This window comes from Bradyrhizobium sp. Gha (assembly GCF_900113735.1).
GTDB lineage: Bacteria > Pseudomonadota > Alphaproteobacteria > Rhizobiales > Xanthobacteraceae > Bradyrhizobium.
In genome coordinates this window covers 1-21,392 of the sequence record NZ_FOQM01000025.1, presented here as the reverse complement: position 1 = coordinate 21,392, position 21,392 = coordinate 1, and the positions used below count along the sequence as shown (strand labels likewise).

The 21,392-nt window shown below is 60.1% G+C and carries 25 protein-coding genes and 2 pseudogenes; 14 read left to right on the top strand and 13 right to left on the bottom strand.

Annotated features, from left to right (window positions below):
* Positions 1 to 16 precede the first annotated feature (16 nt).
* Complete coding sequence (gene ggt, locus BM222_RS26005; RefSeq protein ID WP_092234198.1) at positions 17 to 1,612, bottom strand: gamma-glutamyltransferase; 1,596 nt, start codon at positions 1,610 to 1,612, stop codon at positions 17 to 19.
* A 37-nt stretch (positions 1,613 to 1,649) separates the two neighbouring features.
* Positions 1,650 to 2,816 (bottom strand): ROK family protein, encoded by a 1,167-nt coding sequence (locus BM222_RS26000; RefSeq protein ID WP_092234445.1) that lies wholly within the window; start codon positions 2,814 to 2,816, stop codon positions 1,650 to 1,652.
* A gap of 266 nt (positions 2,817 to 3,082) precedes the next feature.
* Between BM222_RS26000 and BM222_RS25995 the strand changes: the two genes are divergently transcribed.
* From BM222_RS25995 to BM222_RS25985, 3 genes are read left to right on the top strand one after another with little or no spacing between them, the layout of a single operon-like run.
* A complete protein-coding gene (locus BM222_RS25995; protein WP_092234195.1) occupies positions 3,083 to 4,594 on the top strand; it encodes an ABC transporter substrate-binding protein in 1,512 nt (503 codons plus the stop codon).
* Between the two features lie 43 nt (positions 4,595 to 4,637).
* The gene (locus BM222_RS25990; protein ID WP_092234192.1) at positions 4,638 to 5,579 is read left to right on the top strand and encodes an ABC transporter permease; all 942 of its coding nucleotides are present in this window, start codon (positions 4,638 to 4,640) and stop codon (positions 5,577 to 5,579) included.
* On the top strand, positions 5,576 to 6,448 hold the full coding sequence (locus tag BM222_RS25985) for an ABC transporter permease (RefSeq protein WP_092234189.1): 873 nt from the start codon (positions 5,576 to 5,578) through the stop codon (positions 6,446 to 6,448). Before BM222_RS25990 ends, BM222_RS25985 begins: the two co-directional genes overlap by 4 nt.
* Before the next feature lie 215 nt (positions 6,449 to 6,663).
* Here BM222_RS25985 and BM222_RS25980 read toward each other — a convergent pair whose 3' ends face one another.
* On the bottom strand, positions 6,664 to 7,005 hold the full coding sequence (locus BM222_RS25980; protein WP_092234186.1) for an Lrp/AsnC family transcriptional regulator: 342 nt from the start codon (positions 7,003 to 7,005) through the stop codon (positions 6,664 to 6,666).
* Between the two features lie 80 nt (positions 7,006 to 7,085).
* Positions 7,086 to 7,259 (bottom strand): annotated as a pseudogene (locus tag BM222_RS40245) (aspartate aminotransferase family protein); the annotation flags it as partial.
* A gap of 583 nt (positions 7,260 to 7,842) precedes the next feature.
* Between BM222_RS40245 and BM222_RS25970 the strand changes: the two are divergent.
* Positions 7,843 to 8,037, top strand: coding sequence for a hypothetical protein (locus BM222_RS25970; RefSeq protein WP_210188516.1), 195 nt, complete (start codon positions 7,843 to 7,845; stop codon positions 8,035 to 8,037).
* Between the two features lie 263 nt (positions 8,038 to 8,300).
* On the opposite strand, the gene BM222_RS25965 is transcribed toward BM222_RS25970, so the two are convergent.
* Both BM222_RS25965 and BM222_RS25960 read right to left on the bottom strand, forming a co-directional pair.
* Positions 8,301 to 9,266 carry a hypothetical protein gene (locus BM222_RS25965; protein ID WP_244547244.1) on the bottom strand — a complete coding sequence of 322 codons (966 nt, stop codon included), beginning with the start codon at positions 9,264 to 9,266 and terminating at the stop codon, positions 8,301 to 8,303.
* A 28-nt stretch (positions 9,267 to 9,294) separates the two neighbouring features.
* Positions 9,295 to 9,957: a nucleotide-binding protein gene (locus BM222_RS25960; RefSeq protein ID WP_092234174.1), complete on the bottom strand. Its 663-nt coding sequence runs from the start codon at positions 9,955 to 9,957 to the stop codon at positions 9,295 to 9,297.
* A gap of 233 nt (positions 9,958 to 10,190) precedes the next feature.
* Between BM222_RS25960 and BM222_RS40240 the strand changes: the two genes are divergently transcribed.
* Together BM222_RS40240 and BM222_RS41285 are read left to right on the top strand one after the other, a co-directional pair.
* Positions 10,191 to 11,021 (top strand): hypothetical protein, encoded by an 831-nt coding sequence (locus tag BM222_RS40240; RefSeq protein ID WP_143106039.1) that lies wholly within the window; start codon positions 10,191 to 10,193, stop codon positions 11,019 to 11,021.
* Positions 11,022 to 11,104: 83 nt separating this feature from the next.
* On the top strand, positions 11,105 to 11,281 hold the full coding sequence (locus BM222_RS41285; RefSeq protein ID WP_177243467.1) for a hypothetical protein: 177 nt from the start codon (positions 11,105 to 11,107) through the stop codon (positions 11,279 to 11,281).
* A gap of 147 nt (positions 11,282 to 11,428) precedes the next feature.
* Here BM222_RS41285 and BM222_RS25940 read toward each other — a convergent pair whose 3' ends face one another.
* The 4 genes from BM222_RS25940 to BM222_RS25925 all read right to left on the bottom strand — a co-directional run bounded on the left by BM222_RS25940 (position 11,429) and on the right by BM222_RS25925 (position 13,858).
* Positions 11,429 to 11,851 (bottom strand): DUF2934 domain-containing protein, encoded by a 423-nt coding sequence (locus BM222_RS25940; RefSeq protein WP_092234161.1) that lies wholly within the window; start codon positions 11,849 to 11,851, stop codon positions 11,429 to 11,431.
* 479 nt (positions 11,852 to 12,330) lie between these two features.
* A complete protein-coding gene (locus BM222_RS25935; protein ID WP_143106037.1) occupies positions 12,331 to 12,786 on the bottom strand; it encodes a hypothetical protein in 456 nt (151 codons plus the stop codon).
* A gap of 365 nt (positions 12,787 to 13,151) precedes the next feature.
* Complete coding sequence (locus BM222_RS25930) at positions 13,152 to 13,442, bottom strand: FAD-linked oxidase C-terminal domain-containing protein (RefSeq protein WP_092234154.1); 291 nt, start codon at positions 13,440 to 13,442, stop codon at positions 13,152 to 13,154.
* Positions 13,443 to 13,453: 11 nt separating this feature from the next.
* Positions 13,454 to 13,858 (bottom strand): FAD-binding oxidoreductase, encoded by a 405-nt coding sequence (locus BM222_RS25925; protein ID WP_177243466.1) that lies wholly within the window; start codon positions 13,856 to 13,858, stop codon positions 13,454 to 13,456.
* A 639-nt stretch (positions 13,859 to 14,497) separates the two neighbouring features.
* On the opposite strand from BM222_RS25925, the gene BM222_RS41280 reads away from it, so the two are divergent.
* Positions 14,498 to 14,950: a hypothetical protein gene (locus BM222_RS41280; RefSeq protein ID WP_177243465.1), complete on the top strand. Its 453-nt coding sequence runs from the start codon at positions 14,498 to 14,500 to the stop codon at positions 14,948 to 14,950.
* 124 nt (positions 14,951 to 15,074) lie between these two features.
* On the opposite strand, the pseudogene BM222_RS42245 reads toward BM222_RS41280, so the two are convergent.
* Positions 15,075 to 15,331, bottom strand: a pseudogene (locus BM222_RS42245) (EAL domain-containing protein); the annotation flags it as partial.
* Positions 15,332 to 15,451: 120 nt separating this feature from the next.
* On the opposite strand from BM222_RS42245, the gene BM222_RS43375 reads away from it, so the two are divergent.
* Positions 15,452 to 15,652 carry a Myb-like DNA-binding domain-containing protein gene (locus BM222_RS43375; RefSeq protein WP_177243464.1) on the top strand — a complete coding sequence of 67 codons (201 nt, stop codon included), beginning with the start codon at positions 15,452 to 15,454 and terminating at the stop codon, positions 15,650 to 15,652.
* Positions 15,653 to 15,680: 28 nt separating this feature from the next.
* Here the strand turns inward: BM222_RS43375 and BM222_RS25915 are convergent, their stop codons facing one another.
* Together BM222_RS25915 and BM222_RS25910 are read right to left on the bottom strand one after the other, a co-directional pair.
* Complete coding sequence (locus BM222_RS25915) at positions 15,681 to 15,857, bottom strand: DUF2934 domain-containing protein (protein ID WP_092234149.1); 177 nt, start codon at positions 15,855 to 15,857, stop codon at positions 15,681 to 15,683.
* Positions 15,858 to 15,918: 61 nt separating this feature from the next.
* Positions 15,919 to 16,122, bottom strand: coding sequence for a CsbD family protein (locus BM222_RS25910; protein ID WP_092234145.1), 204 nt, complete (start codon positions 16,120 to 16,122; stop codon positions 15,919 to 15,921).
* A 332-nt stretch (positions 16,123 to 16,454) separates the two neighbouring features.
* On the opposite strand from BM222_RS25910, the gene BM222_RS42240 reads away from it, so the two are divergent.
* The 6 genes from BM222_RS42240 to BM222_RS25885 form a co-directional block, all read left to right on the top strand.
* Entirely contained in the window at positions 16,455 to 16,874 is a 420-nt protein-coding gene (locus BM222_RS42240; RefSeq protein WP_244547243.1) for a recombinase family protein, read from the top strand.
* A gap of 83 nt (positions 16,875 to 16,957) precedes the next feature.
* Positions 16,958 to 17,377 (top strand): site-specific recombinase, encoded by a 420-nt coding sequence (locus BM222_RS42235; RefSeq protein WP_244547242.1) that lies wholly within the window; start codon positions 16,958 to 16,960, stop codon positions 17,375 to 17,377.
* The gene (locus tag BM222_RS25900) at positions 17,374 to 17,811 is read left to right on the top strand and encodes a hypothetical protein (protein ID WP_092234144.1); all 438 of its coding nucleotides are present in this window, start codon (positions 17,374 to 17,376) and stop codon (positions 17,809 to 17,811) included. The genes BM222_RS42235 and BM222_RS25900 overlap by 4 nt, the downstream gene beginning before the upstream one ends.
* Before the next feature lie 545 nt (positions 17,812 to 18,356).
* Positions 18,357 to 18,566 (top strand): hypothetical protein, encoded by a 210-nt coding sequence (locus BM222_RS25895; protein WP_092234141.1) that lies wholly within the window; start codon positions 18,357 to 18,359, stop codon positions 18,564 to 18,566.
* A 167-nt stretch (positions 18,567 to 18,733) separates the two neighbouring features.
* Positions 18,734 to 20,632: an outer membrane protein assembly factor BamB family protein gene (locus BM222_RS25890; protein ID WP_244547241.1), complete on the top strand. Its 1,899-nt coding sequence runs from the start codon at positions 18,734 to 18,736 to the stop codon at positions 20,630 to 20,632.
* A gap of 248 nt (positions 20,633 to 20,880) precedes the next feature.
* A partial coding sequence (locus BM222_RS25885) for a helix-turn-helix domain-containing protein (RefSeq protein WP_244547240.1) occupies positions 20,881 to 21,392 on the top strand: 512 nt, incomplete at its 3' end.

Genomic DNA, 21,392 nt, shown 5'->3' with positions numbered 1-21,392 from the left:
TCCTCCCTCGCCCCGGTCACGGCGCCAGCGCGATGCCGTCCTTGCGATGATCCGATGCTCCGAACATGACGCCCTGGGACACATCGATGTGGACGGCCTGGAAACCTCCCAGCGGCTCGTCGGCCCAAATCACACGATGGCCGCGAGCGGTCAAATCCTCAGCGACCGAGGAGGAAATCGTGGGTTCGAGCGTCAACATGCCGTCGAATGCAAAGCTTCGTGGCGCATCCGAGGACTGCTGAATGTCCCAGCCGCGATCGAGCATGCCGCTCAGGATCTGAACATGTCCTGTCGCCTGATACTGTCCACCCATGACGCCAAAGGCCATGACGGGTTTACCGCACCTCGCCAGCAGGCCCGGAATGATCGTGTGGAATGGACGCTTTCCTGGCGCGATGACATTGGGGTGCCCGTCGATGAGCGAGAATCCCGAACCCCGATTCTGCAGCAATACGCCCGAGCGAGGCGCATAGATCCCACTTCCGAAAGCGAAGAACAGCGAATTGATGAGAGACACCATGTTTCCATCACGATCGGCGACCGCGACGTAGGCAGTATCACGATGAACAGGCATGTCGAAATCCGTCGGTGCGCTCGCACGTTCGCGGCTGATGCGAGAGCGCAATGTCGCAACTGATCGTTCCGAGAGCAACGCGTCGATATCGAACGGGCGGAATGAGGGATCAGCGACGAGCGCATCGCGCTGCCGGTAGGCCGCCTTGGTCGCCTCGGCCAGGAGATGGATGCGATCTACCTCGCCGAGCGCTGGATCGGCCATGTCGAAACCGGCAAGAATTCGCGCGATCAACAGCGCTGCCACGCCCTGCCCGTTCGGCGGACATTGCCAGATTTGATGATCACGGTAGTCGGCACTGATCGGCGTCACATAGTCCGACCGTGCGGTCGCCAGATCCTCGGCCTCCATGAGGCCGCCCAGCGCCTTCAAGACCGAGACGATTTCATCGGCGACGGCGCCTTCGTAAAACGCCGCTCGTCCCTCACGTGCGATCCGGCGCAACGTGGCGCCGAGTGCTGGATGGCTGAGCTTGCCGCCGATGCCCGGCGCAGCGCCACCGGGCAGATACACGGGCATTCCGGTCTGATGCCGTTCGATGCGATTGGCATAGCGTGCCCAGTCCAGGGCGGCGCGCGGCGTCACCACGAAGCCGTTCTCGGCTGCCTTGATCGCTGGCGCCAAGATTTCGTCGAGACCTTTTGAGCCATAGTCGGCAGAGAGTCGGCACCATGCATCAACCGCCCCCGGAATTGTAACGGCATGGGGCGAGTCATCCGGGATCGACGTCAATCCGGACTGCCGGAACCAGCCTGGCTCTGCCTTCGCCGGCGCGCGACCCGAGCCATTGATGGCGACGGGTTTACCTGAAGCAGGAGCATATATCGCAAAGCAGTCGCCACCGATGCCGGTCATGTGCGGGTCGATGACGCCCTGAAGCGCGATTGCAGCAATCGCGGCGTCGACGGCGTTGCCACCGCTGCGAAGGATTTCGACCGCAGCCAGCGTGACGGCGGGGTGAGAGGCTGCGACCATGCCCCGGTCGCCGACCGCCAGGGAGCGTCCTGGCAGCATGAAATCACGCTTTCCCCAGCTCATGCTGTTCTCCGATCGCTGGTGTGAGACGGATGGACTTTCATGCCGCAACATCCGCCGCCACGGTGGGAAGGGCCAGCGGGCCCGCGTGCCTGCCGATGCCGAACAGGGAGCGATGCACGAGATCGATCGCGCTGCCCACCGCACCGATCAGCGTGGCGCGATTGCCAAGCGCGCTGCGCTCGATCCGAACCGGCTGTCGCATGCATCGCCCGAGATACTCGTCGATCCGCAGCTTCAGCTCGGGCCGCGCACCGATGCTGCCACCCATGATGATAAGCTCTGAATCGAGGATGCTGTGCACGGCCAGGATCGCACTCGCAAGGATTCTGCTGACTTCGTCGATTGCTATTCGTGCCGCCCCATCGCTATCGAGCCGATCGAAGACATCACGCACCGTGCTGCCCGGGATGCCACCAAGTCCGAGATAACGCTCGACAATCCCGACGCTGCCAACGGCGGTTTCCAGCGTCCCCAAGCGAAGACCGCGCGTATCGTAGGGATCGCCGCCAAGCGGCAGGTAGGCGATTTCGCCGGCCGCGCCACGCGCGCCGCGCACGAGATAGCCATCCGAAAAGATCCCCATGCCGATACCGGTGCCCACGGCAATAAAAGCGAAGCTACGGGCTTTGCGGCTGTTGCCGCGCCAGTGCTCCCCGATCGCGGCAAGATTGACGTCGTTCTCGATCGCGACGTCGACCCCGAGGCGCTCGCGCAGTGCGGCCCGCACATCCAGACTATCAAGTCCGGGAATATTGGGCGCGATGACGATGCTGCCCGACGCCGGATCGATTATGCCAGGACTTCCCATCACGCCGCCGCGCAGACGTTGTGCCGGCACGGATGCTTGCTCCAGCAACGAGTCCTGCATCCGTCCGATCTGAGCGACCACGGCAGCACCACCTTCGCCGGACGTCGACTCGATGCTCTCGGCGACGATCTCCCCCTGCAAATTGGCAAGAGCGACGTGCAGTTTGGTGCCGCCCAGATCGACCCCCAGCACGAAAGCAGCGTCCGGCCGCAACGCGTAGGTGACCGCACTCCTGCCGACGCTACCCTGGATTTGTCCGTCCTCGCGGACCCAGCCATCGCGTTCGAGGTCGCGCATGACTTCGGAAATTGTCTGCTTGGACAGGCCCGTGCTGCGAGCGAGCTCGGCGCGCGAGACTGCTCGGTCACGTAACAGGCGCTCGATGACGAGGCGCACGGATTGCTGTCGCGCGATAGGCAACGAGGGGGCATCTGGCATAAAAGCTCAATCTATTTCGTCCGATACCCGAACTAATGCTGACTTGAGCCTGCCGTCAAGAGGCAGCAGGAGAGGCATTCTCTCTTCATAAAGGTAATAAAATATACCCATCTTCTAATCCATAAGTCGATTTGTTCTAGACGTTTACAAATCTAATTCGGCGTGCTTGTCTTCCTTCGGCGGCGGAGCCTCGGCACAGAAGCCTTGGGATGAAAGGAATTCGCATGAAGCGGATCGGCACAGCGTTGGCGGCAATTCTGATGATCGGATCCGGCCTTGTGTCGGCCAGTGCGGCAACACTGCGGGTCGGCATTCAGGACGATCCCGATGCGCTCGACCCCGCACTCAGCGGCACCTATTCCGGCCGGTTCGTGTTTGCGGCGCTGTGTGACAAACTTGTCGATATCTCTCCCGACCTCAAGATCGTGCCACAACTGGCAGAGGCCTGGGATTGGGCCCCGGACGGCAAGTCGATCACCTTCACCCTGCGCAAGAACGTCACGTTCCACGACGGCACCGCTTTTGATGCGACGGCGGTCAAGTTCAACATCGAGCGCATGAAAACGATGCCGGATTCGAAGCGCAAGGCCGAGCTCGCGCCGATCGTCAGCGTCGAAGCCCTCGGCGCGGACAAGGTCACGTTCAACCTGTCTGAACCGTTCGTGCCGCTGCTTGCCAATCTCAGCGATCGTGCCGGAATGATGGTATCGCCGAAGGCCGCGACGGAGAAAGCCGGCGACTTTGCAGCTGCACCAGTCTGCGCAGGTCCGTATCAATTTGTCGAGCGCAAGTCACGCGATCTCATTCGGCTCAAGAAGTACCCGGGCTACTGGAACGCCGGCGCCGTCGGGTACGACGAAGTCGTCTACTATTACGTGCCCGACTCGACGGTGAGATTGTCGCGGGTACGAGCGGGCGATCTCGAGCTCGCGGAACGCGTAGCGCCGACCGATCTCAAGACCGTGCGTGACGACCCCAACCTCACGCTCCATTCCGGCCAGGGACTTGCAGTCTCGCATTTGATGTTCAATGTCGGCGCAGGCGCGAACGCCGATACGCCACTCGGCAAGAACGCGACGCTGCGGCAGGCCTTCGAGCTCGCGATCGATCGCAATGTCATCAATCGCGTAGCCTTCAACGGCGAGTTCCTGGCGGACAATCAGATGATCCCGCCCTCATCTCCGTTCTACGATTCAGCTCACAAGGCGCCGGCTCGCGACATTACTAAAGCAAAGGCGCTGATTACAGCAGCCGGAATGACCCGCGTCCCGATCGAAATTCAGTACGAGAACACGGCCGGCGACGCCCGTGTCGCGCAGATCATGCAGTCGATGGCGGCCGAGGCAGGCTTCGACGTCAAGCTGCTGCCGATGGAAACGACCACTGCCATTGAGCGATACTTGAACGGCAATTTCGAAGCCTATATCGGCAACTGGAGCGGCCGTGCCGATCCGGACCCCACGCTGGTCGCCTTCTTCAGTTGCTCAGGCTCCCAGAACGTCAACAAATATTGCAACAAGGATCTCGATGCGATCCTGACTCAAGCGCGCGGCGAGGCCGACGAAGCCAAGCGCAAGGCGCTCTACGCGAAGGCGACCGATATCTACCTGACGGCACTCTCGTCGATTCCGCTCTATCACCCCAACTGGTTCTTTGCCGCTCGCAAATCCGTCGGCGGCATCGTCATGGTGCCGGACGGGCTGCTTCGCCTGGTAGGTGTCAAGCCAACGAATTGACGCGCAACGTCCGCGCTCCTCAGGTGAGGACCTGTCCGCTCCAATGAAGACCCTGCTTCTGCGCCGTCTCGCCGTCTTGCTGCCGACCCTGTTGCTGGTGTCGATGATGGTGTTCGGTCTGCAGAAGTTGCTGCCTGGCGATCCGGCGCTGGCACTTGCCGGAGAGGAGCGCAATCCCGAGGTTATTGAATATCTTCGGCATAAGTATCGCTTCAATGAGCCAATTCCGGTGCAATACGGCATCTGGCTCAAGGCCCTGGTGCATGCCGATTTCGGCACCTCAGTCCGCACCAGGCTGCCGATCGGCACCATGCTGGCCGAAAAACTGCCGGTGACGATCGAGCTCGCGATCCTGTCGATGCTGGTCGCGCTGCTCGTCGGGTTGCCGATCGGCATCCTCGCGGCCTTGGGGCGCGGGACGGCACTCGACTATGGCGCCAGTCTTTTCGGACTTGCGGGACTTTCTATTCCGCATTTCTGGCTGGGGATCATGTTGATCCTTCTGTTCTCGGTGAACCTCGGATGGCTGCCGGCCGGAGGCTTCGTGCCTCCATCTGAAAGTATCGGCCACAACCTGATCTCGATGCTAATGCCTGCCTTGGTGCTGGGCACGGGCACAGCTGCGATCATGATGCGCCATGTTCGCGGCGCGATGATCGAGGCGATGAAGCAGGACTATGTCCGCACCGCCCGCGCGAAGGGCGTCCGCGAACGCACCATCGTGCTGCGCCACGCTCTACCGAACGCACTTATCCCTGTGGTCACATTGGGTACGTTGCAATTTGGCGAGCTACTGGCGGGCGCGGTGCTGACGGAACAGGTCTTTTCGATTCCCGGTTTCGGCAAGATGGTCGTCGATGGCGTGTTCAGCCGCGATTATGCCGTGGTTCAGGCGGTCGTGCTTTGCACCGCGGCGATATTTCTGCTTATGAGCCTCGTTGCCGACGTGGCCTATGGGCTGCTCAATCCGAGGCTGAGGTCATGAGCACGACCGAGGCCGCTCCGGTGCCCGCTCAGATGCGTGGAGGCGGGCGCTCCGAAATTCGTCGCCTGTTGCGCGAACCGTCCGCTGTGATCGGCGGCACCATAATCTTGTTCTTTGTTGCGCTGGCCGTGTTCGCGACATGGATCTCGCCCTATGATCCAAACACGCCGGACTGGATGGCGATTCGTGCCGCACCCAATGCAGCCCATTGGTTTGGCACAGATGATCTCGGCCGCGATGTGCTGTCTCGGGTCATCTTTGGAACTCAGGCGTCGCTCGCGGCCGGCCTGGTGTCCGTGACCGTTGCGATGTTGATCGGCCTGCCGTTCGGTCTTGTTGCCGGTTATTTTGGCGGCGCCACCGACATGGTGATCTCTCGTATTGCGGATGCTCTCCTCGCCTGCCCGTTTCTCGTCCTCGCGATTGCGCTTGCCGCGTTCCTGGGTCCCAGTCTCCAGAATGCAATGATCGCGATCGGCATTTCCGCCATTCCAGTCTTCGTCCGCGTTGCACGTGCCGAGACGCTGGTTGTTCGTACCGAGGACTACATTGCTGCAGCGCGCGCTCAAGGGCTTGGTCATTTGGCGATCCTGACCGGCCAAGTACTGCCGAACGTGCTTGCACCGACCATCGTCCAAGCGACTCTCACTATGGCGATTGCAGTCCTCGCCGAGGCGAGCCTCGCCTTTCTTGGTCTTGGTCAATTGCCTCCGGCTCCCTCCTGGGGCGCTATGCTGGATGTGGCTCGACAATTTCTCGGCGAGGCGCCGTGGATGGCACTATTCCCCGGTCTGGCAATCATCGCTCTCGTCATCGGCTTCAACCTGATCGGCGATGGTCTCAATAGTGCGCTGAATCCCAGGCAGTAGATCCGCATATATGTAGGCGAGTTGTAGAGCCGCCTGGATAAGGTCCTCGTCATTCGTGCAATGACGATCCTGAACGCCTCGGCGATAGCTGACCTATCTCGTTCCGCGGTCAGCCTGCTGCCCCCGGGAGAGAAGGGCGGGATCAACCACGGCCGGTCATTTCATCTCTAGCGCGGTGATTTATCGGCGTCGATACTTTAAGCATATCGCCCGCTCTATCTTGGACGGTAGTCGCACCCGCCAGTTACATTGCAGCACTCGATGATCTCGGGACAGCGCTCGGCCGCCGCTTCGAACAGCCGAAAACTGTCGCGCCGACGCTCACTGACCGTGTTTTCGGTGAACGCCGTGATGAAATGGCCCAATCGTCCAAGGTCGATCACGGCGTTGAAGCCTCGGAGCACCCCGCAGTCTTGCAGGCGTTTCATGCGGGCGAGGCAAGGGCTCGGCGTCAGTCCGACCGCAGCGGCCAGTTCCACATTCGAGCAGTAGCCGTTGCGCTGAAGGTGAGTAAGGATCATAAAATCGAGTCGGTCGATTGAAACAAGATCTCCCATGGCTTCATGATAGTTCCGAAGCGCCCAGCGCGCCGGAAATTGTTTGGCACTGATTGCGCCGGCTTGAAAGCCAGCCGTCGTCAGAAGCGGCAGGACGCCAGTGCAGCCTGTAGCGACGAGAGAAAACGATCTACGTGCTCGGCTTGGCAGACCAGCGGGGGGCGGACCTTGAGCGTGTCTTCGTTTGCCTCGGTGGTGCTGATCAGCACTCCGTCGTCGCGCATTGCATTGACAACGTCCAATGCCATGGCGCGTCCGCCTCACCGGCGTCCCCCGATTACACCGCAGAACGAATGCAACGCTCGAGGTCCTCATCCACCGGTTCGCTGAGATCGCACAGAATTCCATCCTTCAGGGGCGGCTTCGGATGCCGTCATCCGGATATGCGTTGATGAGCATCGTCGGGATCTGTGCCGATCATTGTCGAAATGTTTAGGTTCCTGCCACTCGCGTTAATCGCGGTTACGAACGCATAGAGCACCGGTTGAAAGCACGATTTCCCGCTTACCTGTGAGTTCTTCAGGCGCCGCACCTGGGCTTGACCGGCCCATAAAGATACTATACCGTATAGTATATTTTAAGGCTGGAGACATGGAATGCGTTGCGAAAACCGTGCGATGGCACTGGATGATCCTTGTCGAGCTCGATCATCGAAACGGAAATGGGCGCGCCGTACTTGTCAGTCTCGTCTGTTGCGGGGAGCTGTGACGTGCCAGTGAAAGCTTTGATCGCAGCCACAATATCGCTGATGTTCACCGTCTCCGCAATCGCTCAAGCTTTGCCACCGCCCCACCCCCGCCTGAGACGCCACCGGACGGACCTATTCTGGAGATGGTCGTGGGGATGGTTATCCAAAAATACGAATCTTCAAGCTGCGAGGACCTGAAAGCGAAGAAGGGAGAGCCGCCAGCAGAAATTGTTGGAGCAGCAGTCGCATTCTTAAGGGATCACCCTTCAGTGAAAGTCAAGTTCATCAACAAGGTTGCGGCGCCGGTCGCAAATAAGATGTTCGATTGCGGTATGATTCCCTAAACGGCCACGCGGCCTGAAACGTATTCTTTCCCTCTCCTCCGGAGAGAAGCCGGTCGGCGACTCCTGACGTGCGATATCGAAGCGGTCACGAGCGCGCCGGCCGAGGTGGCGTCCTACGCCGGATAGGATCGACACCTCATGACCCAGGCTTTCCGTCGAGCTCGCAGGTACCCGCCCCAAAGCTCGGACGAAGTTGCCGGGCGGTCCTCGCCAGGGCCTCGGCCTCAGTCAAATCGGACGCCAAATGCCCACACTGCGTAGCTTTACATTTCTGGATCTGAAATGCGGGTCAGCATCTGCACGTGCGGTCCAGCCCGTTTGAAGATCGGTTCCCAAAAGGCATAGGCCTTCTCGGCGAAACTCGCGCTTACGGTGAACTTCGTGAGCGCCCCCCGATATGCGGCCTGTCGCCGGCAGCCCTGCCCCTCGACAAGGTGCCAGATGAATTGAGCGACCTGGCGCGCGTACGTGCTCGGACGAGCTCGGTGGTTGGGTACGATTTCAAGCCGCATGGTCCCCGTGTCGCGCGTCTCCGGCTCGGTGATATTGGCAAGCCAAATGAAGATTGATGGATCAATGCTCGCGGCATAGCCGTCGCGCTTGAGTTGCTGATTGATCATAGAGAACGCGATGGCGGCTTCTCTGAAGCATTCGCTCAGGATGAAGTTCGCCTGATTCTCCAGCTTGCCGCTCCGAAGATCATCCAGCAATCTGACCGCCTCGTCAGTGAGCCGTCGCATGTATCGGGGTTGCGGCTGCCCTGCGCTATCGGCTGATTCCTTCTGCACAGTCGATTCGACCGCATCCGCGCGGAACTCAGCTTCTTTGAGAATTGTCAAAGAATTGCTTTCAAGACCGGAACCGCCGATATCCTTCGACGCCGCTTCGCCTCCCACCCGCGTCTCTACAAAGCCCTTTGCGTGGTCCAACGCAGCAGTTAGGCTGGCTTTGATGTTCGCAAACTCTCTGTTTTGATAGTCCCTGGCAATCTTCACCATCATCTGGGTGGTAGTGTCGGAATCTAGGAGTTCGACCTTGCGCGGCGCTACCGCATTCCGAGATTCAAGCGCCGCAACGGGACTCGTAGCCATCGCTTGTCTTGCAACGGTTGTTTGATCAGACGTCTTCTCGCCTGTGTGCTCCGATCGCGGATTGGAAGCAGCAATCCCGCTGGACAACACAAACAGACCATCGTCAACGGCTCGGCTTGCCGCCGCGGTAAGCTCCACGAGTGAGCGTCGCGCACAGCGCGTTTGGCTAGCACGCCGCTTTTTTTGCGCGTGGCTCATGATCTAACGACCCCTCGACAAGCTTTTTCAAAACCCAGCGCCACAGTTCACGAACTTCCTCCGAGGCTCTTCCCTCTTGTGCAAACTCGGTCACGCCCAATCCCGTCCCCAGCGCGTCCTGGTGGTCGTTGCGCTGTCCGACGTAAGGAAGCGCTAGCACGCCGAGCGAATTGAGCGAAGTTGCAGCTTCGCTCAAACGGCAGCCCCGCGGCGGCGTCTGATTGAGGACGAACGCAAATCGGCGATTGAACCTACGAATAGCAACCAGCGTCGGTATTGCAGCTTCGATGTCGGCGGGACTCGGACGCGTCGGGATCAGGCAAAGATCGGCCTTCGTGATGGCGTGCACGGCCAGCGCATTGTTCGTGGCGGCAGTATCGATGATCGCAAGCCAGATCCCCTCAGCTTCGAGGCGGACCAGCGCCCTTTCTATATCGGCGGGATCGGCGACCCGAACGACCCGCGGAAAGGGATTGCCGCGCCGCTCCTTCCATTTTGAAATCGTCCCCTGTGGATCAGCCTCGACAAATGCGACGCGCTCCCCGTTCTCCATTGCCGCGACTGCAAGTCCGACGGCCAGCGTGCTCTTGCCGCTTCCGCCTTTTTGGGTGACCAGAGCAAGGACGTACATCTCCGCGCATCCCCGATAAACAACTATATGAAACGCACGTGACGTCGAAAAAATTGCGCCTATCAACCGGTGACCTACCACTCCCTTTCCTGAATCGCATCAAGAGCGAGCGTGGAACTCACAACCAAATCAAGGTCCAGCCACTATCGATATACCGCGCTATACGTCGTCCAACACCTGCCGGTCCAGATATTTGGGCCACTCGGGGACATCCCACGGCCAAGCGTTTAAAGATGACGCAACGTTTTGTAGCCTACGGAGCGGACGTCAATCACCATGCGCGCCGCGATGGAAGCCAGACGCATTTTACGCTAACCGGCAGCGGCGCTGTGGCGCCGATCGATTTCGCGATCCTCAGAGAGATCGCGCACGTGGTTCCAAGGTCCTTCCCATGTCACCGGATTACGCTGCATTTCAAGGCCGCCGGGTTTTCGGACGGGCCGGAGCTTCCGCCCACAGCCGACCCGCGCAGCATCCGCATGCTGGCGCGCGCGGGTGTCGATGTCTTCGCTGGTCATCCGACGTCAGCAGGCGTCAGCGTGACGGATTCTTGGTGGGTCAATGGCCGCCAGCCGTCGCTCGCGGCGCTGCGTCTGGTCGAGGCCGATCCAACGGCAAAAAAGCTCCCGGCTCCGCCGGCGAACGTCCAGGCCGTGTTCTTGGCCTGCGGCAAAGTCCGAAAGACCATACAGGTGCCCTTTGCAACCGCGCCGGCTGCAACAGAAGCGGGCAACGCCGCCGCCGAAGCCGCTGTGCAAGGGGCGTTGAGATCGGAGACGGGCGAAGCCATTCGGGCCGTGGTGCGCGCCCATCGCGAAAGAATGACCGAGCTGTTGCAGCAGCTGCCGCACGACTTGCCGCATCACGTCGAGAGTGAGGCGCACAGCCCAACGCTTCCCCAAAAAGCCCGAGCTGGTCAAGGCCTTCGCCCCCATGGGTTACGACTGCCGGGGCGAACATGGAAAGTTCAGGGCTGCAGCGACGCACGCCGGGCAACCTCGTGGTCCAGCTCCGCGTGGACATTCGAGGCTGGGGCAGCACCGTCAACGCCTCCATTCAGGTGATCGGGCTCTCGAAAGGCCAGGAGAAGAGTCCCGGTTTTCGGGCGACTCTCAATTTGCCGCTCTCGCCCCAGGCGGCTCGAGGCATGGTGGGCGACGTCGAGTTCGTTGGCCAGTTTCCGATCGGCGGCCCCGATCGATGGCGACAGATCATCGACAATCTCGCTCACCTCGTCGCCACACTCGATCGTAGCTTTGTGCCTGAGGTCGAGGCCATCCTAGGGCCCTCGCCGGAGTGGTTTCAGCCAGAAACGGCCGGATGATCCGCCGCGCGAGTTCATTCGTCACGCAACGATATCAATAGCTCCGCCACGCCGATTCCAATCATCCATTGCGGCAAGCGCATTCGAAATCGCCATGGCTGGCTTACGACCACTGTCGCCCATCGGTCGAGGCGTGCCGATCTTAGCTCATATCTCTAATCCGGACCCAAGTTTACCTCGCAAGGTTGGCCAGTCTACTCGACGCATCAGCCCATAACGCTGCGAATGCTCACGCTGCAGAACAGACCCGTGATTAGAAGAAGCGGGTTGGGACCAAAGCCACGGCACCATGGCAAGACTAGTTAGTGCCGTCATCTCGGCTGAACTTGTCGGTGATTCCCGCTCAGCCTGGAGCCAGAAATCCCAATCGCGCCCCGAAGGGCACCCACTCTGTTCCCAGAGCTCGTAAGCCCGCGCTCTGATTTGTGGCCGCCGCGGCACCGCAAAGAGCTTTCGCTTAAGGTCCTGAGCTAATCGCAACAGCCGCTGCACCGTAGTCTCATCTTTGATGTAAGCGGCGGCGCGTGTAGCCAACTCGATCTGATGCTTTAGATCCTGCTCGTTTTCCATGACAGCGATCTTTGCGGCTAGGCGGCGCTGCTCGAATTACGTTCGACCAAAAAAACGGTACAACCATGAGCGGTTGGTCAATCCAGCGGGCGACTCCTGAGGCGCCTACGAACAGACTTCACCTGCTTCGCATCGGCAAGATGAGCGTCGTGCGGATAGGACGAGACCTCGCAGCATAGCCGGCCTCCTGACTTAGTTAAGCGCGGGTAGACCTTTGTTTGTTCCTTGGTTGCTCGCCGTGGTGTACAGCGCCCCGAGCTCACCATGGTAGGATCCCAGAATGAGCGGCTGGGCCCGATAGTGCAGGGCCAGTTCTGAGACACGGTGGCGTTGATGCTCGGGGCCCCCGCCCGCCGAGGGTCATCCTCGTCGCGAGTGGAAGCTCTTGAGGCAGTGGTGACAACGGACCGGGCGTCCGTCCGTCATCGCTAATGGCGGCGGCGCGTCCAGATGGCTGCTATGCGGCAGCACCTTATCCTTTAGCAGCCTCGGCAGATCGCGAGATTGGGCTTCAGTTTCTCAATTTCTGCTTGATCCCCCAGCGACTGTATCTCCGACGGCCTCTCCGCAACGTCGGGCTTTTGCCTGACCTTGGACTGCTTTGGGCGAGGCCTAATGGGCAGCGGCTCGCCCGTCTCTTCGCCATCGTCGATGCCTACGGTAAAGCCATCGGGACCGGGCGCCTGTGACGGTGACAGCTTGCCGATGCGCGGCTTGGGCAAAATATTGTCGATGGTCGGTGCCTGCGCATCTTTGTCATTGGTAGGCGGTGGCGAGTTTTTGGCTGCGGATCGTGCCGAACCTTTGGCGGTCGCTGTTCGCGCAGGAGCGTCGTCGGTCGCCATTGGTGGCGAAACGTTTTTGGTGGCCGGTGGCGGCGAACCCTTAGCGGTCGCCGATGGCGGCGAGGCAAGGATAACGGGCGGCGGATACATCGGGACTTCTGGCGCCATTGTCGGCGGAGGCGACGAACCTTTGGCTGTCGCCCTGCACCCCAGATTGAGACCGCCCCAGAGACACGTAGCCGCTGGTGGCGAACCTTGGTCGGTCACCGAACGCGGCGGGGCCAGCGAAGTTTGACATCGAGCGCCGCCATGCAGCCAAAGACTGACAAACAACAAACTGACGGCAAATAGTGCAGCGCTTTTCATTCGCATTCTGCAATCCGCTTTGCTGTTGAAATCACTGACACCTTTGCTGCGCGCAATTTGGACTACTCACATCGCGATCAAAAGGTGACCAAAATAGGGAGGATGAACTGGAGCGGTTCAGGACCGTGCCGCCAAGAGCACGCGCGGGTTCAAAAGTCCCTTCGGATCCTTCGCGGATCCTTCGCTGCCTGTAGCAGGGAAGCAAAAAGGTCGGGCCGCTGACGACGGTACCATGGCATGTGGTCACGTCCGAGCGCGTGGTGACGTGTCACCGTTCCGCCATGGGTGATCACTTCATCAAACGCGCGACTCTTGATTTCCAGCCACTGCTCTGCAAGTGCGCCGTGCCGCCCCTTTGCCTGAAATGGCCGCCCGACCGGGTCGCGATCATGCCACCAGCGTGGCCAGTTCCATGCGTAGCGGAAATGCCGCAGCGTCATGCCGTAGGATTTCAGTCGTTCTCCATGGCCGGCAAGCGGATCCTGCCCTGGATGCGCGCCGCCCTGCTGGTCTTGTCGACTTCCAGAATCGTGTCGAGCTGTGTCAGGTCGAGGCTGATGGTACCGTTGAACGTGCTGCCGACCTCTGGCTCCACGCCACCGTATACGGAAGTGCCGCCGCCGAAGGGTATCACTGCCGCATTCACCCGTCCGGCGCAGTCATAGACAGCAACGATGTCGGCCTCGGAGCGAGCCCAGGCGACAATGTCCGGTGCGTTGCGATAGTCGCCTAGAAACTGACGGGCATAGTCGGGATAGGATTTTCTGCAGCCGATCACGCTTCGAATCTGTTGCGAAAGCAGAAAGCTCAGCTGGAACGGACAGCCGCGATGCGTGCAGGTCAACAGCGTCTTCACCCGGCGCTTCGCGGATCTCGAACTCGCCACCGAAGAGCTCGCACAGCGGTTCGATCCAGCCTCTAAGTTGCTGTCCTACCTGTGGCGTCCATCTGGATCTTGATGTTGGTGAGCTTCGTCGGCCTAGCATTTGGCTCGCGCAGCCAAATCCGAATGATGCAACTCGCTGGATCTGAAATTACGAGTGCCCTTCTGTAACAGCGTTATAGAAGTCTGAATTTCGCGAGCTCGCACGCTGGTTCACGCCATTCGCGGCGCTGCCAATATGTACCAGCCGATCCTTGCGCAGAGCAGTTGGGATGAGGTCGATTGCCGAAGCAGAGCGCTTGCCCAGGCTCAGAAACAGATGCAGCGGGATTTCGCCGTGAGGGCAGGGTGAGGCTTTTGGGAACTTTTTTTGGCTATCGGCGGTGTAGAATAGCCCAGCTCTATCAGAGCCGCTCAAATTTCCGGCGAGCCAGTCGCCTATCAGATGTTGTGGAAGAAGTCGGCCTTTAGCTGGTCGTCCGAAAAGCGAATTTGATGCATCACTGGATCGTCCTCCCGGCGGAGTACCGGTCAGTATTAACCAAAGAATCAAGTCGCCTTAATCCGGGCGGAAAGTCGTATAAGGCTTGATGCCTGGTGTGGGCCATCCCTTTGATTAAGATCGTCATGCTCGGGCTGTGTGTCGGTGGCGTCGGAGCTATTGCTGCTGCCACCTTCAAGTCTGCCCCAATGCCGATGCCGCCAGTCACCTATCCTGTTGTAGCCGGCAATAAGGCCGATCGGCTGTCGCTTGTCAGCGTGCAGGATATCCAGCCGACGGTAGAAAAAGGGGACCTAACCTTGGCATCTCCTCCCGAGCCTCCGATTCCGGCTCAGTCTCAGCTAAAGAAGTCTGCGAAAGCTGAAGCTCCAGAATTCATTCCTCGCCACTGGCATGATCCGAACGACACAGCCAGTGCGATCAAGCCGAAGCCGGAGCGTTCCAGAAGCGCTTCCCATAAGGATCTTTCCACTACAAAGGTCGCGGAGACGCAAGACTGCCGAACGGATGGCATCGGTTCATTGATGCGCAAACTTTCCTTGCAGCCGAATTGCAGTCGTTGATTCTTATCGTTGGTGCTGCCGAGGGCAAATGCCCTCTGCCTCGCAGGGTGGCATCGATAGCAAGCTCTCATCTAGTTCCCGCTCGAAAGGTGTTCGCCGATCGCAAGGTTCCAGCTTGAGCTGCTTATATCGGTAGGGACATAAACGCCGGCTTTGCGAAGTAATATCCTTGAAGAGCTTGATACCGGCAGCGCGGAGCACAGTTAGTTCAGCCTCGCTTTCAACAGCCTGGGCAAGCAAGGCGATAACCTAGCTGGCGAGCAATTGAAGTAAGGCCGGACACGACCACCTGCTTCGACGGACTGATATGGATGTCTCTGAGAAGTCCCATGTCAATCTTGATCAGATCGGTTGTAAGCGCGCAAGAAGATACAGCCCGGCTTATCCCACTCCATCAAAGGCGGTCAGAAAGGCCTGCGCGTCCGCCGCCGGACAGTGTTCCAAAGTGAACAGTTGAGGATCTTCTTGCGGCGTACGCTGTCGCTTTTCAGGTGATAGCCGATGCCCGTAACTCAAGCTACTCCCTCGCCAAATGGAGCAAAGGTGTGGTCTTTGGAAGACGAAGCTAAGCTGTGGGAATTGCGTTCGAAAGGTTCGCCTTGGCAGGTTGTCGCGAAAGCACTCGGTAGAACGCAGGCGTCGTGCGAAAGCCGTTTTGCCACCCTTAGGAAACGGAACGCTGCAAGTGACAAGAAAAGCTAGTAGGTCATAAGGGTCTCACCGCACCGAATCAGATTGGGAGATTGTCTGTCATACCGGGAGGTAGTTCGCCGAGTTCGGTTGACTCCCGGCCTAGTTCCTCTTCGGCTTGATGCCAGAATCTCTCTGCTTGCCCTTCCGGTTCGCCGGCTTCCTTCCAGAGCTGATACGCTTTCGCGCGTATCTCTTCTTCGGTTGGTGTGGTCACGGTCTGTCTCCCCGAATAGCTCCTAAGAAAGAAGGCCCCGCCTAGGCAGGGCCCTTACTGTTCACCACTTCTGGCGTCCGTACCAGGCGTCGATTTCCTTCTTCGCCTGGTCCTTCGCGTAACCGTAACGCTGTTGCAAACGACCTTCCAACTGGTCTTGTTTGCCCGCGATGACATCAAGATCATCGTCAGTGAGCTTGCCCCACTGCTCTTTGACCTTGCCCTTCATTTCCTTCCAATTACCTTCAACACGATTCCATTCCATAGCATTTGTCCTCCACTGGATAAGACTCGTGAAACTTCAATGACTCCGTTTCGTTCCCTACCGAGCCAAAAAGCCGATTGAGTTCGATGATTAATTCAGCTGCCGGCATCCTGGAGCCTTGGCTTCGATACCCGCCTGCGAGAGACGCCAGGTTGCGCCTTGGCAGCTTCTCCGGGTAGGCGTACCCAATCTAGCTGCGATCGAATTTAACTCCATCCGGGTCATAGTGCCGCGCGCTTCGTCGACCGATTCAGTTCGCGAAGGTGTAACGGCAGCTATCAGCTCCCAATTCAGATACTCAGTCCTTCAATACGAAGGATGCCATGGGTCGGATGACGCTGAATATTCTCGTTACCTTCGCTCAATTCGAGCGAGAGGTGATTGGGGAACGGATCCGCGACAAGGTTGCAGCTTCTCGTAAGCGCGGCAAATGGATGGGGGGATGGACGCCGCTCGGTTACGAAGTCTGCGATCGCAAATTATTCACCAATGACATTGACGCCGAACGCGTGAGAGCGATCTTTCGTCGTTTCGTTCAACTCAAGTCTGCAACGCGGCTGGTCCGCGAGCTGGTCGCAGCCAACGAGCGCAATCGATACGGCCATCTCTTGGATAAGGGCGTGCTGTGCAAGATCCTGCATAACCGCGTTTACCTCGGCGAAGCCGTCCATAAGGGAACGTCCTATCCCGGCGAACATGAGCCGATCATCGATCGCAAACTCTGGGACAGGTCCACGCAATTTCGGCGGTGAGCCCACGCAAACGGGCCGGCCATGCGCGCGCACAGACCCCTGCCCTGCTGAAGGGCCTCCTCTTCGGACCTGACGGCGCAGCCATGTCGCCGACCCACACTCGCAAGTCCGGACGACTCTGTCGCTACTGCATCAGCCAGACAGCGATGAAGCAGGGACGGTCAGACTGCCCGGTCAAGTTAGCCCCTGCCGCCGAGCTCGAACGAATCATCGTCGATCAAGTCCGTCTCCTTTTGCAAACGCCGGAAATCATCGTTCAGACCAGGCGCGCTTTACGCAAGCAGGGGATTGATGCCAATGAGGAGGTCCGCCACACCCTCCTCGGCTTTGACGAGCTCTGGAATGAGCTGTTTCCTGCCGAACAAGCGCGCGTCCTCGAACTCCTCGTGGAGCGCGTCGACCTTGGAGCGGAGACGCTCGACATCACCTTAAAGATCGAAGGGCTGACGTCGCTGTCCTCCGAATTGCAACCGCCAACGACGTTCCAGGAAGCAGCCGAATGAACCACGCGACGACGATGACGCTTGGCAAGATTAGCCGACCCAAGCTGAGCCGGGATGGTCGTACCATGGTCATCAGCATCCCGATTTCATTCCGCCGCCAGGGCGGCCGCAAGCGCGTGGTAACTCCCGCAGGCGCCCCAGCGTGGGCGCCGCCTCCGCCGCAGTCTAACAATGCACTTGTCAAAGCTCTGGTGCGCGCTCACCGACGGCGCAACATGCTCGAATCCAACCTCTTTACCACCGTGCGCGAGCTGGCCAAGGCAGAGAAGATCAACGAGTCATATCTCTGCCGGGTGCTGCGGCTGACGCTGCTTTCGCGGGCGCTCACCGAAGCCATCTTGAACGGACTGCAGCCGGAAGGGCTCGATCTCGCGCAACTACTGAAATGCATTCCGGTCGAGTGGGACAAGCAAGCCGCGATCTCCAAGAAGTAGCGGCATCTCCGCGACCTTCATCTGTCGTTTTCACTCTCGGCGTGCGAAAAGGGCAGGGATTTCAGGTGCCATTTTGGGCTTCGATCGGAGTCAATCCCGGTTCAATCGGAGCCGATTGGCCGCATTACGCTTCCATTTGAAGCGCTCTGGTCACAACGCGCCTGGTCGAGGAGGGTAGCTTTGTCGCAAAGCGGACATTCGGAGAATCGGAGTACCGCATCGCAGCAAATTGCCGGCAACCTATCGCAGCCGGTCATCAACGGCATAATATAATCAGCTGCGGCGCGATGTGAGAGCGCCGAGCAGCTCGCAAAGGCGTTGAAGCGACGCTGCGAGCGGCAGCTGCGGCGCGCCGGGATCGAGACCGGCCCCCCATCCAGGCCGACGCCGGGCTCGTCGAGCGGCTCGGACGGCTGCGCTGGTTTCGGTGAAAGCGCGCGGAGATCGATCTCACCTGAATCCAAACTGCGCTCTGGACACGCGCATGGCATTCATGTTGGCTACTATAGGCTGAGCAGGAGCAAATCCACTTCAGGAGTGCACCGATGCCTGACGTAAGGGAAAAGCAGCGCGAAGCCCGCCGGAAGATCATTCGTCAATGGGCGAAGCTTCCGAAGGATAAACGGCAGTCTATGGAGGCGATTTCTGAATTCGCCAGGACTGCCGCGCAGCAGAACGAAAATGCATTCATCCACAGTCATCGCGATCCGTATGAAAAGATCATGACCTGGCTATTGCCGCGTGCTCGTCTCTGAACGACCGAGACTTCTGCACATCAATCGCCCTTGGCGAAGCGTGACGAGCTTACGTGCGTGTCCGCCGTGACTACGGATTTGCCAGCGGGGTTGAAGGAAAGCAGCCCGGTCACCCGTGTTCGCGATCCGGCTTGAATGGAAGATACCCTGTCGATAGGGGGAGCACGATGTCATCCGAGAAAGCGGTTGGCCTTATCTGGTTGCAGTTTTCGATTGGACTGCTTCTCGCCACGATCGGCATTTCATGCTCAGGGGCAGAGGAAGCAACGTCTCAGTCCGGCGAGGCGCTCTATCAGCAACGTTGCGCCTCGTGTCATGACGGCGGCGTGGCGCGGGCACCCGACAGGAACGCGCTGCGGCAGCTGAGCGACCAGCGGATCGGCTTTCAGATCGCCTACGGGCTCATGAGCGCGCAGGGGCGGGATCTGAGCAAGGATCAGATCGGCGCCATCACCCGCTATTTGAAGGGCACCGCGCCGGCACCTGCGCCTGAACTGCCCGATTCCAGATGCCGCGACGATGGACCCAAACTCGCCGATGCCGCGCTGCCGCGCTGGAACGGTTGGGGGGTCGACATCCGCCAGCATCGCTTCCAGCCCGCCGACAACGCGCGGCTTGCGGCCGACGATGTCCCGCGCCTCAAGCTGAAATGGGCTTTTGGGTTTCCCGGTGACTCCAGGGCCTTTGCGCAGCCGACGGTCTGGGGCGGCCGGCTGTTCGTCGGTAGCGCCGGCGGCAAGGTCTATGCGCTCGACGCCAGCACCGGATGTCAGCGCTGGGTGTTCGATGCAGGCTTTGGCGTGCGCAGCGCCGTCACCATCGGCGAGGACGAGCGCGGTGTCACGGCCTATTTCGGCGATCAGCGCGGCAACGCCTATGCGCTCGACGCGGAGACCGGGAAGCTAAAGTGGACCCGTCGGGTCGAGGAGCATCAAGCGGCCATGATCACCGGTGCGCCGACACTTGCGGACGGCATCCTCTATGTGCCGGTCTCCTCGCTCGAAGAGGCGCTGGCGGCCGATCCACGCTATGGCTGCTGCAGCTTTCGCGGCCTGATCGTCGCGCTCGGCGCCGCGACGGGAGAGGTGAAATGGCGCAGCTACGTCTCCCCGCCCGCGCAAGCGCAAGGCACCAGTTCGATGGGCGTGCAGCTTTTCGGGCCATCAGGGGGCGCGATCTGGTCCGCGCCGACGGTCGACGTCAAGACGAACACGATCTATGCGACCACGGGCGACAGCTATTCGCATCCTGCACAGGACACGTCTGACGCTTTTGTGGCGTTCGATCTGGTGAACGGAAGGCTCAGATGGTCGCGACAGATGACCACGAGCGATGCCTACAATGTCGCGTGCACCTCGCAATATCGCGCGAACTGTCCCGACAACAAGGGGCCCGATTTCGACTTCGGCTCGTCCGCGATCCTGGTCGATCTCGCGGACGGCAAGCGCGAGCTGATCGCGGGACAGAAGTCGGGAATGGTGCACGCGCTCGATCCCGATCATGACGGCGCGATAGTGTGGCAGCGCCGGATAGGTCAGGGCTCCACGCTTGGCGGCGTGCAATGGGGCATGGCCGTCGATGACGAGAATGTCTACGTCGCAGTGTCGGACGTCGGCCTCGAACGCGTGGCACCGGGCACGCCCGGAGCCCAGAAGACGATCATGGGCGGCGAGTTGAAGATGGATCCGCGCCAGGGCGGCGGACTGTTTGCCCTCAAGCTCGCCACGGGCGAGGTTGTGTGGCACACGCCGCATCCGGGCTGTAACGACAGGCCCGGCTGCAGTCCAGCCCAGTCGGCCGCGGTCACGGCGATTCCCGGCGTAGTCTTCTCGGGCGGGCTCGACGGGCACCTGCGCGCCTACGTCGCCAAGACCGGCGAGATCATCTGGGACGTCGACACAATCCAGGACTACATGACCGTCAATGGCGCCGCCGCGCATGGCGGCTCGCTCGATGGTCCAGGCGCGGCTGTTGCCGGCGGCATGCTCTACGTCAATTCGGGCTACACCAATTACGGCACATTGCCGGGCAACGTGCTGCTCGCGTTCTCGGTAGATGGGAAGTAGGGGCGATATCGCCCGATTGGGACCTGAGCGTGAGGTAATTGCGCGTAGCCGTTCGTAGTTAGGCCCTTTTCTGGGCACCGCGGCGGCCACTTGCAACGGCGGCAGAGCAGAAAGACTCAGATCGAGCGAGGAAACGACTCACCCCGACCGACTAGCCGGCCTGGTGTAGACCACCGTTAGAAAGGTCACACCTGTCCTCATTACAGATGTCACTGTCCCGGCCATGATGGCTTGGGAGTTTTGGTGTGATGACGGTGCTGTCGATGAGCCGAGCGGAGATCGACCGGGTTCACGTGCTGAAGGACTTGCTGGCCGAGCGGATACGACCGAGCGAAGCGGCGCAGCTGATGGGCGTGACGAGACGCCAAGTGTTCCGATTGCTCAAGGCATATCGCGCTGGTCGCCCTGTAGCTCTGATTTCCAAGAAGCGCGGCGAGCCGAGCAATCGGGCGTATCCGGCGGTTGTCCGCACCGAGGCGATGGCGCTGATCAAGGCCAATTACGGCGACTTCGGCCCGACGTTAGCGGCAGAGAAGCTTTCGGAGCGGCACGGGCTGCATTTGGGGGTTGAGACGGTGCGGCGCTGGATGCTGGCCGACGGGCTCTGGCAGGATCGCCGGCAACGGCTCAAACGGGTCTACCAGCCACGGCATCGTCGCGACTGTGTGGGCGAGTTGATTCAGATCGACGGTTCTGAACACTGGTGGTCGAGGATCGCGGCCCACAATGCACCCTGCTCGTCTTCATCGATGATGCGACC